Origin of the sequence: Acidovorax sp. HMWF018 (assembly GCF_003061035.1) — a bacterium.
Taxonomy (GTDB): Bacteria; Pseudomonadota; Gammaproteobacteria; order Burkholderiales; family Burkholderiaceae_C; genus Acidovorax; species Acidovorax delafieldii.
In genome coordinates, this window is the sequence record NZ_QAIM01000236.1 from 1 (window position 1) to 14,734 (window position 14,734).

At 65.5% G+C, this 14,734-nt stretch carries 14 protein-coding genes and 2 pseudogenes; 6 read left to right on the forward strand and 10 right to left on the reverse strand.

From position 1 onward, the window contains the following. From DBR23_RS30395 to DBR23_RS08420, 6 genes and pseudogenes are all read left to right on the forward strand, one after another. Positions 1-421 (forward strand): annotated as a pseudogene (locus DBR23_RS30395) (hypothetical protein); the annotation flags it as partial. A gap of 328 nt (positions 422-749) precedes the next feature. Further along, positions 750-2,117, forward strand: coding sequence for an MFS transporter (locus DBR23_RS08400; protein WP_108497932.1), 1,368 nt, complete (start codon positions 750-752; stop codon positions 2,115-2,117). 24 nt (positions 2,118-2,141) lie between these two features. Further along, positions 2,142-3,923, forward strand: a complete 1,782-nt coding sequence (locus DBR23_RS08405) for an acyl-CoA dehydrogenase (RefSeq protein ID WP_108497933.1) — start codon at positions 2,142-2,144, stop codon at positions 3,921-3,923. A gap of 101 nt (positions 3,924-4,024) precedes the next feature. Next, positions 4,025-4,774: an electron transfer flavoprotein subunit beta/FixA family protein gene (locus DBR23_RS08410; RefSeq protein ID WP_108497934.1), complete on the forward strand. Its 750-nt coding sequence runs from the start codon at positions 4,025-4,027 to the stop codon at positions 4,772-4,774. Next, the gene (locus DBR23_RS08415; RefSeq protein ID WP_108497935.1) at positions 4,775-5,707 is read left to right on the forward strand and encodes an electron transfer flavoprotein subunit alpha/FixB family protein; all 933 of its coding nucleotides are present in this window, start codon (positions 4,775-4,777) and stop codon (positions 5,705-5,707) included. Between the two features lie 26 nt (positions 5,708-5,733). Further along, positions 5,734-7,425: an electron transfer flavoprotein-ubiquinone oxidoreductase gene (locus tag DBR23_RS08420; RefSeq protein ID WP_108497936.1), complete on the forward strand. Its 1,692-nt coding sequence runs from the start codon at positions 5,734-5,736 to the stop codon at positions 7,423-7,425. Positions 7,426-7,508: 83 nt separating this feature from the next. Here the strand turns inward: DBR23_RS08420 and DBR23_RS08425 are convergent, their stop codons facing one another. From DBR23_RS08425 to DBR23_RS08470, 10 genes and pseudogenes are all read right to left on the reverse strand, one after another. Then, a complete protein-coding gene (locus DBR23_RS08425; RefSeq protein ID WP_108497937.1) occupies positions 7,509-7,700 on the reverse strand; it encodes a hypothetical protein in 192 nt (63 codons plus the stop codon). Between the two features lie 164 nt (positions 7,701-7,864). Beyond that, positions 7,865-8,200, reverse strand: a pseudogene (locus DBR23_RS30400) (AMP-binding protein); the annotation flags it as partial. 5 nt (positions 8,201-8,205) lie between these two features. Continuing rightward, positions 8,206-8,994, reverse strand: coding sequence for an enoyl-CoA hydratase/isomerase family protein (locus tag DBR23_RS08435; RefSeq protein ID WP_108497939.1), 789 nt, complete (start codon positions 8,992-8,994; stop codon positions 8,206-8,208). Between the two features lie 105 nt (positions 8,995-9,099). Beyond that, positions 9,100-10,101 carry a branched-chain amino acid ABC transporter permease gene (locus DBR23_RS08440; protein WP_197905016.1) on the reverse strand — a complete coding sequence of 334 codons (1,002 nt, stop codon included), beginning with the start codon at positions 10,099-10,101 and terminating at the stop codon, positions 9,100-9,102. A 2-nt stretch (positions 10,102-10,103) separates the two neighbouring features. Continuing rightward, positions 10,104-10,976 carry a branched-chain amino acid ABC transporter permease gene (locus DBR23_RS08445; RefSeq protein ID WP_108497940.1) on the reverse strand — a complete coding sequence of 291 codons (873 nt, stop codon included), beginning with the start codon at positions 10,974-10,976 and terminating at the stop codon, positions 10,104-10,106. 17 nt (positions 10,977-10,993) lie between these two features. After that, positions 10,994-11,710 (reverse strand): ABC transporter ATP-binding protein, encoded by a 717-nt coding sequence (locus tag DBR23_RS08450; protein ID WP_233250342.1) that lies wholly within the window; start codon positions 11,708-11,710, stop codon positions 10,994-10,996. Further along, positions 11,707-12,474: an ABC transporter ATP-binding protein gene (locus DBR23_RS08455; RefSeq protein WP_108497942.1), complete on the reverse strand. Its 768-nt coding sequence runs from the start codon at positions 12,472-12,474 to the stop codon at positions 11,707-11,709. Before DBR23_RS08455 ends, DBR23_RS08450 begins: the two co-directional genes overlap by 4 nt. Before the next feature lie 16 nt (positions 12,475-12,490). Beyond that, on the reverse strand, positions 12,491-13,681 hold the full coding sequence (locus DBR23_RS08460) for an ABC transporter substrate-binding protein (RefSeq protein ID WP_108497943.1): 1,191 nt from the start codon (positions 13,679-13,681) through the stop codon (positions 12,491-12,493). 56 nt (positions 13,682-13,737) lie between these two features. Beyond that, positions 13,738-14,346 (reverse strand): 2-hydroxychromene-2-carboxylate isomerase, encoded by a 609-nt coding sequence (locus DBR23_RS08465; protein WP_108497944.1) that lies wholly within the window; start codon positions 14,344-14,346, stop codon positions 13,738-13,740. Then, positions 14,343-14,734, reverse strand: a 392-nt coding sequence (locus DBR23_RS08470; RefSeq protein ID WP_199227664.1) for a glutathione binding-like protein, incomplete at its 5' end; no start/stop codon positions are given. The genes DBR23_RS08465 and DBR23_RS08470, both read right to left, overlap by 4 nt.

Sequence of the window (14,734 nt, forward strand, 5' to 3'; positions counted from 1 at the left end):
GGAAAGCCAACAGAATCAACGATCTACCAACACCACCCCCGCGCCAGTGCTGGGTTTGCGTACCGCCAGTTATTGCACTGAAAACGAGGGGACCCCGGCATCGGCTGCCGATGACATCAAGAGGTTGATCGATGCTTCCGTCAGCAGTGTGGCGTCTGGGGGGGCGCTGGCGCAGGATGCGGCGTCTCGCATGAACGGCATCGTCGCTTCGGTTCAGGATGTGACCGAGGCCATCCAGTCGATTTCCTGCGTCGCAGTTGCCCAAAAGGACACCGTGCAGGACATCGCGCGCTCGCTCAACGAAATAGAGCAGGCCACCCAGCAGAATGCTGCATTGGTGGAGGAGGAGGCTGCTGTTTCGCGGGCGCTCAATGACCAGTCGCGCCGTTTGGCGCAGTTGGTCGCTACTTTTGAGACATAGCATATCGTCGCCGTCGCGCGGGAAGACAACTGCGCTATTTCGCCAGACGAATTGCCTAGAGTCGTACGGATGAGCACGCACCGGATGCGCTGGGACTCATTACTCCACATTAGCCTGCAGTTCGACATCTCGCCTTCTAGGTTCTCCTGCTACGGAGGCCTTGAAAAGTTCTCAGAAAGGGGCCGTTGGTCATTTGATCGGGGTGTTTCGTCATCGCGGCTCGCAGCACCGGAACCTACGATTCCTTGCGTGCTCCGGACGATATGGAGCGGTGCGGCGACGACCGCTGCATCCACGATCCAGGGCCAGCCAAATAAAGGAGACAAACATGCACCAGATCGATATGCAGACGCTCGCCGACGAGGCCAAATTCAACGGCTTTCATGTCAAGGTACTTTTGTGGTGCCTGCTGATTCTCATCATCGACGGCTATGACATCGCCGTGGTCGGCATCGCCCTGCCGTCCATCATGCAGCAGATGGGCGTGAACGCATCAACCGCTGGCTTCATGGCCAGCTCGGCCTTGTTCGGCATGATGTTCGGCGCCATGCTTCTGGGCACGCTGTCGGACCGCATCGGCCGACGCTGGGCCCTCTCCATCGGCATCATGCTGTTCAGCGTATTCACTGCAGCCACTGGGTTCACCAAGGACCCCGTCAGTTTCAGCGTGGTGCGCTTCATCGCGGGCCTGGGGATTGGTGGCGTGCTGCCGGTCATCGTGGCGCAGATGGTCGAGTACTCGCCCAAGAAGATCCGCAGCCTGATGACGGCGCTGATGACCTCGGGCTATGCACTGGGCGGCATCCTGGCCGCAGTGTTGGGCAAGCAGTTGATCGGCGAGTACGGCTGGCAGGCCGTGTTCATCGCAGCGGGGGTGCCCGTGCTGCTGATTCCGTTCGTCCTCAAGTTCGTGCCGGAGTCCATGACCTACCTGATCTCGCGCCAACGCAACGACGAATTGGCCGAAGTGGCCCATAGTCTCCAGCCAGGGGTCAAGTACCCGGCGGGCACGCAGTTTGTCGTGCCCTCTGCCGACCGCGTGGCGGGTGCGCCTGTTGCTCGCCTGTTCCAGGACGGGCGGGGTCTGAGCACGGTGCTGTTCTGGGTCGCCTTCTTCTCGGGCCTGTTTATGGTCTATGCGCTCAGCAGTTGGCTGACCAAGCTGATGGCGATGGCTGGCTACAGCCTGGGGTCTGCCCTCAGCTTCGTCATCGCGCTGAACGTGGGTGCCATCGTCGGTGCCGTGGGCGGCGGGTGGCTCGCCGACAAGTTCAACATCAAGTGGGTGCTGGTGGCGATGTATGCGCTGGGCGGCGTGCTGCTGTACCTGATGACCTTCCAGACCTCGACCGAGGTGCGTTACCTGATCATCGGCGCGGTCGGCGCCTGCACCACCGGCGCGCAACTGGTGGCCTATGCCTTCTGCGGGCAGTTTTACCCGATGTCCATCCGCTCGACCGGTATCGGCATGGCCTCCGGCGTAGGGCGCCTGGGCGCGATCGCTGCGCCGCTGCTGATCGGCCAGATCGTCGCGCTGGAACTGCCGCTGGAGCAGAACTTCGTGGTGATTGGCGGTTTCGGAGTCCTCGGTGCCATCGCCCTGGCGTTCATCAAGCACGGCGGCCCTACGTTGGCGGCTCCGCAAGAGACTGCACGAGAACTGCGTCCGTCGCAGCTGACCCCGGAAAGCGCCTGATTGTCATCACTATGGGAATTCACTATGTCTGTCTACACCGCGCCCTTGCGCGAAATGCTGTTCACGATGAAGGAGGTCGGCGGCCTGGACGCGATCTGCGCCCAGCCCGGCTATGAAGAAACCACGCCCGATCTGGTCGAAGCCATCCTGCAGGAGGCAGCCAACTACGCCGCTGGCGTGCTGGACCCGCTGAACCGCCCCGGCGACGTGCAAGGAGCGCGCTGGCACGATGGTCAGGTCACGCCCGCCGACGGCTTTCGCGATGCCTGGGCCAGCTTCTGCGAGAACGGCTGGAACGGCATGCCCGCTGCCACCGAATGGGGCGGCCAGGGCCTGCCCACGCTGGTGTCCACCGCCGTGCTGGAGATGTGGAAGTCGTCCAACCTCGCGTTCAGCCTGTGCCAGATGCTCACGCTGGGCGCGGTGGAAGCCATTGCGCACCATGGCAGCGACGCACTCCAGCGCCGCTTCCTGGCGCCCATGGTCGAAGGCCGCTGGACGGGCACCATGAACCTCACAGAGCCCCAGGCAGGCTCCGACCTGGCCGCGCTGCGCAGCCGCGCCGTACCCGAGGGCGACCACTACCGCGTCAGCGGCAACAAGATCTTCATCACCTGGGGTGAGCACGACATGGCCGAGAACATCGTCCACCTCGTGCTGGCGCGCCTGCCCGATGCGCCGCCGGGCGTGAAGGGGATCTCGCTGTTCCTGTGCCCGAAGTTCCTGATCAACGACGACGGCACCCTGGGCGAACACAACGACCTGGCCTGCACTTCCATCGAGCACAAGATGGGCATCCACGGCAGCCCCACGGCGTCGATGAGCTTTGGCGACGGCGGCGGTGCCATCGGCTATCTGGTCGGCGAGCCGAACCAGGGGCTGGCCTGCATGTTCACCATGATGAACCACGCACGGCTGAACGTGGGCCTGGAAGGCGTGGGCATCTCCGAGCGCGCCTACCAGCGTGCGCGTGCCTACGCGCTGGAGCGGGTGCAGGGCAAGCCGCTGCTCAGTGGCAGCACCGCCATCGCAGGCCACCCGGACGTTCGGCGCATGCTGATGGACATGAAGGCCCGCACCGAGGCCATGCGCGCGCTGGCCTACTTCTGTGCGGGCCAGATGGACCGCGCCGCAGGCCACGCCGACGCGCAGGAGCGCGCGCAGGCGCAGGCTCTGGTCGGCCTGCTGATACCGGTGGTCAAGGGCTGGTGTACCGACAGCGCGCAGGGCATCACGTCCGATGGCGTACAGGTGCATGGCGGCATGGGCTACGTCGAGGAAACCGGCGCTTCGCAGCACATGCGCGACGCGCGCATCACGACCATCTACGAAGGCACCACGGGCATCCAGGCGAACGATCTGATCGGCCGCAAGCTGGCACGCGAGGGCGGGCGCACGCTGAAGGCGCTGCTGTTCCGCATCGACGGCGATGCGCGCCGACTGGCCGAGGCGCCCGATGCCGTGCTGGCGCAGATCGGCAGTGCCCTGGCGGCTTCGGCCCGTGCGCTGCAAGAGGCGACCGACTGGCTGCTGGCCCACGACGCTCAACCCGCGCAGTGCGCGGCGGGCGCCGTGCCCTTCCTGCGGCTGGCGGGCACCGTGATCGGCGGCTGGCTGTCGGCGCGCATGGCCGAGGCCGCCACGGCGCAGCTCACGGCGGGTGCGGGCGACGCGGGCTTTCTCGGTGCCAAGCGCGCCACGGCCAGCCATTACGCTGCGCACGTCCTGGTGCAGGCGCCGATGCTGCGCGACATCGTCATGCATGGCGCAGACAGCACGCTGGCCCTGGCGGACGATCAACTCTGAGCGTGAAAGAAAAGATGAACGACCAGGACGGCTACGACGTTGCCGCGCGCGAACAACAAACCGTGCCCCTGGTAGCTTGAATCCCGAAAGGAAACCCTCCCATGAAAATTCTCGTCCCAGTCAAGCGGGTAGTCGATAAGGACATCAAAGTGCGCGTCAAGAGCGACGGCACGGGCGTGGACATCGCCAACGTGAAGATGAGCATGAACCCCTTCGACGAAATCGCCGTCGAAGAAGCCGTGCGCCTGAAAGAAAAGGGCGCCGTCACCGAAGTCATCGCCGTCTCCTGCGGCGACGCCAAGTGCCAGGAAACCCTGCGCACCGCCATGGCCATCGGCGCCGACCGCGGCATCCTCGTCGAATCCGACGCCGAACTGCAGCCCCTGGCCATCGCCAAGCTGCTCAAGGCCCTGGTGGACAAGGAACAGCCCGGCCTCATCTTCCTGGGCAAACAGGCCATCGACAGCGACGACAACCAGGTCGGCCAGATGCTCGCCGCCCTCACCGACCTGCCCCAGGCCACCTTCGCCAGCAAGGTGGAAGTGGCCGACGGCAAGGCCACCGTCACCCGCGAAGTGGACAGCGGCCTCGAAACCCTCTCCATCACCCTGCCCGCCGTCGTTACCGCCGACCTGCGCCTGAACGAGCCGCGCTACGTCACCCTGCCCAACATCATGAAGGCCAAGAAGAAGCAGCTTGACACCTTCAAGCCCGAGGATCTGGGCGTGGACGTCGCCCCGCGCCTCAAGACCCTCAAGGTCAGCGAACCGCCCAAGCGCGGCGCAGGCGTGAAGGTGGCCGACGTGGCCGCCCTGTTCGAAAAACTCAAGAACGAAGCGAAGGTGATCTGAATGTCCGTACTCGTCATTGCTGAACACGACAACGCATCCATCAAGGGCGCAACCCTCAACACCGTCACCGCTGCAGCAGCCTGCGGCGGCGACGTGCATGTACTGGTAGCCGGTGAAGGCGCAGGCGCCGCAGCCGCTGCCGCCGCACAAATCGCAGGCGTCGCCAAGGTCATCCACGCCGACGGCGCCAGCCTCAAGGACGGCCTGGCAGAAAACCTCGCCGCGCAAGTCCTGGCCATCGCCAGCAACTACAGCCACCTGCTGTTCCCCGCCACCGCCAGCGGCAAGAACGTCGCCCCCCGCGTCGCCGCCAAGCTCGACGTGGCCCAGATCAGCGACATCACCAAGGTGGTCAGCGCCGACACCTTCGAGCGCCCCATCTACGCAGGCAACGCCATCGCCACCGTGCAAAGCGGTGATGCCACCAAGGTCATCACCGTGCGCACCACCGGCTTCGACCCGGCAGCCGCCACCGGCGGCAGCGCAGCCGTCGAAACCGCAGCCGCCGTCGCCGACGCAGGCAAGAGCAGCTTCGTGGGCCGCGAAGTCAGCAAGAGCGACCGCCCCGAACTCACCGCCGCCAAGATCATCGTCTCCGGCGGCCGGGCACTGGGCAGCAAGGAGAAGTTCGACGAAGTCATGACCCCCCTGGCCGACAAGCTGGGCGCGGCCATCGGCGCCAGCCGCGCAGCGGTGGACGCGGGCTATGCCCCCAACGACCTGCAAGTGGGCCAGACGGGCAAGATCGTCGCGCCGCAGCTGTACATCGCCGCAGGCATCTCGGGCGCCATCCAGCACTTGGCAGGCATGAAGGACTCCAAGGTGATCGTGGCGATCAACAAGGACCCCGAGGCGCCGATCTTCAGCGTGGCCGACTACGGGCTGGAGGCCGACCTGTTCGCGGCCGTGCCGGAACTGGTCAAGGCGCTGTAAGAGGCGCTTGTCACCGTGGACCCCCCATGACGAACGAAGAAATCCTCGCCCAGTACGGCCCGCGCGAATCCATGGAATACGACGTGGTCGTGGTCGGAGGCGGCCCGGCGGGCCTGTCCACCGCGATCCGCCTCAAGCAACTGGCAGCCGAGAAAGGCCAGGACGTATCGGTGGTGGTGCTGGAAAAAGGCTCCGAGCCCGGCGCGCACATCCTCTCGGGCGCCATCATGGACCCCAAGGCGCTGACCGAACTCATCCCCGACTGGAAGGCCAAGGGCGCCCCCTTGAACCAGCCCGTCACCGACGACGCCTACATCTTCCTGTCCGAGAAATCGGGCTTTCGCGTCCCCAACGTCTTCCTGCCCCCCTTCGCGCACAACCACGGCAACTACATCGTGCGCCTGGGCGACGTGACCAAGTGGCTGGGCGAGCAGGCCGAGGCGCTGGGCGTGGAGATCTTCCCCGGCTTCGCCGCCGCCGAGGTGCTGTACAACGATGACGGCTCGGTGAAGGGCGTGGCCACCGGCAACATGGGCATCGGCAAGAACGGCGAGCCGACCGAGAACTTCCAGCTGGGCATGGAACTGTTGGGCAAGTACACCGTGTTCGCCGAGGGCGCGCGCGGCCACCTGGGCCGCCAGTTGATCGCCAAATACCACCTGGACGAAGGGCGTGACCCGCAGAGCTTCGGCATCGGCGTCAAGGAGTTGTGGGAAATCGACCCCAAGAAGCACCAGCCCGGCTTCGTGATGCACACCGCGGGCTGGCCCATGGAGAACGACACCTACGGCGGCGCCTTCCTGTACCACCTGGACGACAACAAGGTGGCCCTGGGCTTCGTCACCGGCCTGGGGTACAAGAACCCGTACCTGAGCCCCTTCGAGGAGTTCCAGCGCTGGAAGACGCACCCGAACGTGCGCTACTACTTCGAGAACGACAAGGGCGAGATCACCGCCAAGCGCCTGTCCTACGGCGCACGCGCCATCAACGCCAGCGGCATCAATGCGCTGCCCAAGACCATCTTCCCGGGCGGCGCGCTCGTGGGCTGCGATGCGGGTTACCTGAACGTGGGCCGCATCAAGGGCAGCCATGCCGCCATCAAGACCGGCATGCTGGCGGCGGACGCCATCTACGACGCCGTCACCGCAGGCCGCCAGCACGACGAACTGAAAGCGTACCCCGAGGCTTTCGAGAAAAGCTGGCTCTACACCGAACTGAACAAGGACCGCAACTTCAAGAACTGGTTCAAGTACGGCCTGACCACGGCCACGCTGATGAACGGCTTCGAGCAGTTCGTGCTGCGCGGCCACATCCCCTGGACGCTGCACCGCGACAAGGCCGATCACCAGTACTTGAAGCCCGCGGCGGAGTGCAAGCCCATCGTGTACCCCAAGCCCGATGGCAAGCTGACCTTTGACCGCTTGAGCAGCGTGTTCATCAGCAACACCAACCATGAGGAGAACCAGCCCGCGCACCTGACGCTCAAGGATGCGAGCGTGCCGGTGAACATCAATCTGGCCAAGTACGCAGGTCCCGAAAGCCGCTACTGCCCGGCGGGTGTGTACGAGTTCGTGAAGAACGACGACAACACCGAGCGGCTGCAGATCAATGCGCAGAACTGCGTGCATTGCAAGACCTGCGACATCAAGGACCCGACGCAGAACATCGTGTGGGTGACGCCTGAGGGCGGGGGCGGGCCGAATTACGCGGGGATGTGAGCGGCTGCACTTCGCTACGGATTCAGTAGCTGCCAGCGCAGGACCCATAAGCGCGGGAAGGCAATTGAACCTAAAAACCGCAGTTACCCGTCCCCTGCGAGCGCCGTTGGAGGCGGCTGCGGGCCGCTGCCCGGTGCGATGCGCTCGCTGACGTAGCGCACCAATGCAGCCCAGGGGTCGCTGCCCCTGAACTGCTCCGCAATTGCCCGAACATGGCGTAAAGCCGCGCCCACATTGGCGATCAGCCGTTTGAGCAGCTTGCGCTGGGCATGCATGGGCGTCAGGTACAGGGTCGTCGCGCCTGCAAGCGTGCGGGCTGAACCTGGCGTGCGTCGGCCGTGCCGCGCGGTTGCTCGACCAGTTCGTTGCATTGCGCCAAGCCTGTGGCGCCCAGGGGGTGGGCCTTGGAGAGCAGGCCGCCGGAAGGGTTGGCGACGACCTTGCCGCCGTAGCGGTAGCCGTCAACGGCCAGCAAGACCTTGGGCGCTATCTGATGGACCCGATCCAGCGCGCTGTGCGTGCCCATGTCAGGGGAACACATCGACCAGATCGCGCCGATGCTGGCGCAAGCCAGGAAGGCCACGATGGTTTCGGGAATATTGGGCAGGTAGGCCACCACCCGATCACCTTCGACGACGCCCATCCGGCGCAGCCCCGCAGCCATGGCCGCGACCTGGCGGCGCAACTCGTCCCAGGACACTGCGTCCAGTCCGTCCCGTGCCTCAGAGCGCGCGAGGATGGCTGACTTACCAGGACGATGCTGCGTGTGATTCACACCGGTCAGCGCCCGATAAACTGCGGCGTCCGCTTTTCGACGAAGGCGCGAACTGCCTCCAGAGAATCCGCAGTTTTCGAGGCCCGGTGCATCTCGGCCGCCTCCAGCCTCAAGGAGGCCGCCAGATCACCCTGGAAGGCCGCGAGTTGCAGGCGCTTGGCGCCCGCATAACCTTGCGTCGGGCCGGCCGAGAATTGCACCGCCATGCGCCGCGCTTCCTCCAGCAGGCTCTCGCCGGGAACCACTTTCTCGACCAATCCCCAGGCCAGGGCTTCGTCCGAAGTCACTGCGCGATTGGTCAGGATCATGTCGCGTGCGCGCCGCCCGCCCACTGCGCGCGGCAGGAGCCAGCTGATGCCAAGATCCCCTGGGTATCCAAGGCCGGTATGGGCCGCCACAAACTTCGTTCCATGGGCGGCAATCAGGTAGTCAGACGCCAAGGCCAGCGCGAGACCGCCCCCGGCGACCGCGCCTTGTACGGCGCAGACCACCGGGAACGGCAGGCTGGCGAATTGGGGAATCATGCTTTCGGCCACACTCAACTCGTCATCGACCAGGGTGGACAACGCATCGCCTGCGGCCACCATTTCGTCGATGTCGCCGCCGCAACTGAACATCCGGCCCTCGCCGCGCAGCAGCAACGCCCGAATCGAGGCATCGCGTTCGACATCCGCAATGACGCCAGCGAGCAGGTTGATGACCGACCTGCTCAGCGCATTCTTTTTCTGGGGCGCATTGAGGGTGATGGTCGCAACAGCGCCATCCTTTTCGAGAAGGATCGGATTTCCAGACATGTTGACGTTCCTTGATGGGTCACGATTTCAGGCGCCAGCGCGGCGACCGAAGCGGTGCTGACAACGGCGCCGTGGTCGCCGCCAACACTGGGAAAGCGCTTACGGTCAGGCGGATGAAGAAGAACTTGCTCGGCTGCGCCAAAGGGCCGTAATCCAGCCGCTCACACCATTGGGTGCCAGGAATACCACCGCGAGCAGCGCGAAGCCAAAAATCATCCACGGGGCGGATTGCGACACGCTCTCGGCCAGGTTGGGCGTGAGCACGATGAAGGCAGCACCCAGGAAGGCGCCCCACAGGCTGCGCACCCCACCCACGAAGCTGCCCACCAGCAGGGACACCGACAGCAGGAAGGGGAAGTTCTCGGGCGCGACGAACTGGCCTGCCACCACGCTCAGGGCACCGGCCAGGCCGGTGAACGCCGCGCTGAGGCCGAACATTTGCGTGCGCAGGGCAGTGATGTTGAGCCCGCCCGCCGCCGCCGCGAGTGGCTGGTCGCGCGAGGCGTCCACCAGGCGGCCGAACTGTGCGCCGAGGATCCGCCGCGCCAGCAGGAAGGCGCACAGCGCGCAGGCCGCGGCGCAGGCCATGATGGCCCAGTCCGCCCGGTCGGCCAGCATGCCTGGGAACACGGGCTTTTCCAGCACGATGCCCGCCACGCCGCCGGTCAGCCACTCGATCTTCTTCCACTTGAGCGCCTGCGGCGTGACCACCGCCACCGCGAAGGTGGACAGCGCCAAATAGAGCATGGGCAGCCGCAGCGCAGGAAAGCCGAAGAGGAAGCCGGCCCCGAAGCACAGCAGCGCCGCCACCGGCACGCCCACGTAGAACGGCCAGCCCAACTGGTGCGAGAGCACCGCCGCCGCATAGGCGCCGATGGCGAAGAAGGCGCTGTGGCCGAGCGAGATCTGGCCCGTGTACCCGGTGAGCAGGTTCAGGCCCATGATGGCGATGCCGTAGATCAGTACCTGGGTCATCACGTACAGCGGGTAGCTTTGCCAGCCGAAGGACCAGGCCAGCAGCGCGAGTCCGGCCACCGGGGCCGCCCAGCGCAGCCAGGCGGGCGTTGGCGCCGAGCGGGGGGTGAGGGGGGTGTTCACGGTGCTCATGCTCACACCCTCACCTGGGCCGTCTTGCCGAAGATGCCCGCAGGCCGCAAGACCAGCATCGCGATGATCAGCAGCATGATGCAGGTCAGCTTGAGGTCGTTGCCGACCACGTAGGCACCCAGCAGGTTCTCCAGCACCCCGATGGCAAAGCCCCCGGCCACGGCGCCCACGGGGCTGGCGATGCCGCCCAGCAGCGCGCCCGCCAATGCGTAGATCAGCGGCCCCATCATCATCGACGGCTCCAGGAACACGATGGGCGCGGCCATCAGCCCCGCCACGGCACCAGCCACCGCAGCCAGGCCCCAGCCCACGGCCAGCACTTTGTTGGTGCTGATGCCCGACAGTTCCGCCGACGGCGCATTCACCGCCACCGCGCGCATCGCCAGGCCGAAGCGCGTGAAGCGGAAGAACACGAACACCGCCGCCAGTTCGGCCAGGGTGACGAGCAGAACGCCGACCTCATGGGCCGAGAGATAGGGCTCGGCACGGCCAAGGACACCGCCGAAAGGCGTGGCGAACTCCAGCATTTCATGCCCGAACAGCCAGCCGACCAGGCTGTTCAAGATGATGAGCAGCGCGATGCTGGCCGCCACGACCGAGAGCACCGGCTTGTGCCGCAGGGGCTGGAAGATGACCCGCTCCAGCGCCAGCCCGAGCAGGAAGGCACCCACGACCACGACGGCGAAGGCTACCCACCACGACGCGCCAGCCTGAACCAGCGCCCAGCTCATGTAGGTGGAAAACATCGCCAGTTCGCCCTGCGCGAAATTGACGGACGAAGTGCAGCGGTAGATGAGCACGAGCGCGATGGCCAAGCTGGCATAGATGCCGCCCGCCGCCAGGCCCGAAGCTATCTGGTGAAGAAATGCTTGCATGGTGAACCTTTGTTTGTTCAGTGGCCGAGGTAGCTGCGGCGCACGGCGTCGTCTTCGCGCAGCTCGGCAGCGGTGCCCTGGGCGGTGATGCGTCCGCTTTCGAGCACATAGGCCCGGTTGACCAGGTTCAGCGCAACCTGGGCGTTCTGCTCCACGATGAGGGCCGTGAGGTGCTCGGTTTCGCGCAACTGGTGCAGGAGTTCGTAGATCTCCTGCGTCACGCGCGGCGCGATGCCGAACGAGGGCTCGTCCAGCAGCAGCATCTTGGGGCGCATCATCAGCGCGCGGGCGATGGCCAGCATCTGCTGCTCGCCGCCGCTGAGCGTGCCCGCCGCCTGCTTCGCGCGGCTGGACAGCTTGGGGAACAGCGTCTGCATGCGGGCGATGTCCTGCTCGATGCCGTCCTTGTCGCGGCGGTGGATGGCGCCCACGCGCAGGTTCTCCAGCACCGTCAGGTCGCCAAAGGTGCCGCGCCCTTCCGGTACGTGGGCAATGCCCAGCGAGGCGATGGCGGGCGCGGCCATGCCGATGATGTCCTGGCCCTCGAAGCGCAGCGTGCCCGTGGCCGTCACCTGCTGGTGGCTGATGGCGCGCAGGATGGAGGTCTTGCCCGCGCCGTTGGCGCCGAGCAGCGCCACCATCTCGCCTGCCTGCACGTGCAGGTCGATGCCATGTACCACCGCCGTGCGGCCATAGGCCACCGCGAGGTTGCGGATTTCAAGCCGTTGGGTCACAGCACACCTCCCAGATAGGCATCGAGCACGGCGTCGTTGTTGGCCACCTCCTCGGGCGAGCCCTGGGCGAGCTTGCGGCCAAAGCTCAGCACCGCGAGGTCGGAGCAGGTTTTCATCACGAAGCGCATGTTGTGCTCCACGACCACCATGCTCAACTTCAACTCTTCATGCAGGCGCAGCAGCACCTCGCGCAGTTCATCGACCTCGCCAGCGGTGAGGCCAGCGGCAGGTTCGTCGAGCAGCAGCAGCTTGGGTCGCGTCACCAACGCCCGCGCGATTTCCACGCGGTGCTGGATGCCCACAGGCAGCTCCGCCACGCCCCGGTCGGCATACGCGGACAGCCGCAGCGTGGCCAGCGCCGCGTCAGCCGAGTGCGCGATTTCTTCCTCGGCGGCGCGGACGGCGGGCGTGCGCAGCGCGGCGCCCAGCATCGACACCGGCAGCCGCGCATGCGCGCCCACCATCACGTTCTCGCGCACCGTGAGCGAGGGGTAGAGCGCCACGTTCTGGAACGTGCGGCTCAGGCCCAGCCGGGCGACACCGTGGCGCGGCAGGCGCGTCAGTTCGGTGCCTGCGAAGCGCACGCTGCCGTGTGTGGGCCGGTACAAGCCGCTGATGCAGTTGAAGCAGGTCGTCTTGCCAGCACCGTTCGGCCCGATCAGGCCGAAGATGCTGCCCTCGGGCACGTCCATCGAGAAGGCGTCCAGCGCGACGACACCGCCGAAGCGGATCGTCAGGTCGCGTACGGAAAGAATGGGTTCCATCGCTGCGCTCGCCCCGTCAGGACGGCATCACCTTCCAGCTCGTGCCGTCGAACTGCTGGATGCGCATGTCCGGTATCGGGTGAGGGCGAGCATCGCTGGTCTTGATGCGCAGGCCCGGCAACATCATGGGCAGCTCCATGTCCAGGCGGCGCGTCTGGCGCATGATGTTCTCGCGCGAGAGGTCGTTGCCGCACTGCTTGAGCAACTGAACCACCGTTTGTCCAACGCTGGCACCGAGCACGGCGAGGTACTCCTTGGCCGCGCCCTTGTTGTACTTGTCCATGAAGGCATTCCAGGCCAAGGTACCAGGGTCGTCCTTCCAGGTCGGATCGCTCGGATCCTTGAGGAAGGCGGCGCTCATGACGCCCTTGACCTTGTCCAGCCCCACCGGGGTCAGCACCGCAGGCACCGAAGATGCGCTCGGGTTGATGTAGATGGCTGGCTTCCAGCCGATGTCATGGGCCTTGCGCAGCGACTGGAGGGTGGCTTTGGGCGAACCCCACGCCACCAGCACGTCCGCGCCCGAGGCCTGCATGGAGACGATCTGCGAGTCCACCGTCGGATCCGACACCTCGTGCGAATCTTCGCGCACGAGCTGCTTCCCGGCAGCGGCCAGGCCCTCCTTCACGCCACGCAGCACATCCTTACCGGCGTCGTCGTTCTGGTAGAACATGGCGACCTTTGCGTTCGGTCGCGTCTGCAGGATGTGCTTGGCCAAGGCGCGTCCCTCATCGGTGTACAGGGGCAGCCAGCCCATGCTCCAGGGGAACTTGGCCGCGTCGTCCAGCCACGTGGTGGCACCAGACACAACGAAGAGCTGCGGCACTTTGGCGTTGTTGAGATAGCTGCGCGTCGCCAGCGGAGGGGACGAGCCGATCTGAGCCGCGAGGAAAGCCACCTGCTCGCGCTCCACCAGGCGGCGCACTTGCTCCAGGGTCTTCGGCGGGCTGAAGCCGTCGTCGCCGAACACCAGTTTGAGCTGGCGTCCGTTCACGCCGCCCTCGGCGTTGACCAGATCAAACCATGCGGACATGGCCTTGCCGACGGCACCATAGCCTGCGGCCGGGCCGCTTAGTGGCAGAGTCTGGCCGATCTTGATCTCGCGATCGGTCACGCCGGGGGTGGCCGCGCCCTGCGCACGGGCCAGGCCGGAAACGCCCGTCAGCATGGCGCCGGAAAGCATGGTGATGAACTGTCTTTTTTGCATGATGTCTCCTGTGGTGGTGGTGAGATGAATGGATGGGTGAACCCTGGCCTGCGGCATCAGGCCGTCTTCCCTTGCAGCCGCAGCACGGCTTCGCGGATCAGCGGCATGCGGTCATTGCCGAAATACATGTCGGTCTTGTCCACAAAGATGGTCGGCGAGCCAAAGCCGCCGCGCGCGACCACCTCATCGGTGTTGGCCCTGAGCTGATCCTTGATCGCTGGCTCGCCGATGCCTGCAAAGAATGGGGCGGGGTCGATGCCGACGCGCTGGCACACGTCCGCCAGCACCGAATCCTGCGAGATGTCCTGGTCGTCGCCCCAATAGGCTTCAAATATGGCGCGAGCAAACGGCACCATGTCGTTGCCGAGCCAGACGCAGCCGCGCATCGCCTTCACGCTGTTGACGGGAAACACCGCCGGCGGCATCTTGATCGCAAGCCCCGTCGAGCGGGCCCAATCCGCCAGGTCTTTTTTCAGGTAGCGGGCCTTCTGCGGCACCGGCGTCTCGCGCGAGGCGTAGACGGTCGGATTGATTGTGTTGAAGATGCCGCCGACCAGGATGGGCCGCCATGTGACCTCGACGCCCAGTTCGTCGGCGAGCGGCTGGATGTTGTGGAAGGCGAGATAGGTCCAGGGGCTGGAGCAGTCGAAGAAGAATTCGATCATGGTGTTTCTCGCTGGTTGTTGGGCGACATGCGGTGTGCCATCTCCTTGGCCTTCTGGCCGAACATGTTCTTTCTTGCTTCGTCGTCCAGAGGCTCCTTCTCGAATTTGCCGACCGCCAGCCCCGCCTGCACCTGCGGCCGGGCGCGCACGCTGGCGTACCAGCGCTTGACGTGGGGAAAATCGTCGAGCGTGAAGCCTTGCGCCTTGTGGGTCATGGCCCAGGGAAAGCAGGCGATGTCGGCGATGCCGTACTCGGTGCCAGCGACATAGGCGCCGGTCTTGCCGAGCTGGGTATCGAGCACGCGGTACAGCCGCGCCGCTTCGTCGCGGTAGCGCTCGATGGCGTAGGCGATCTTTTCTTGTGCATACAGCGCAAAGTGGCCATGCT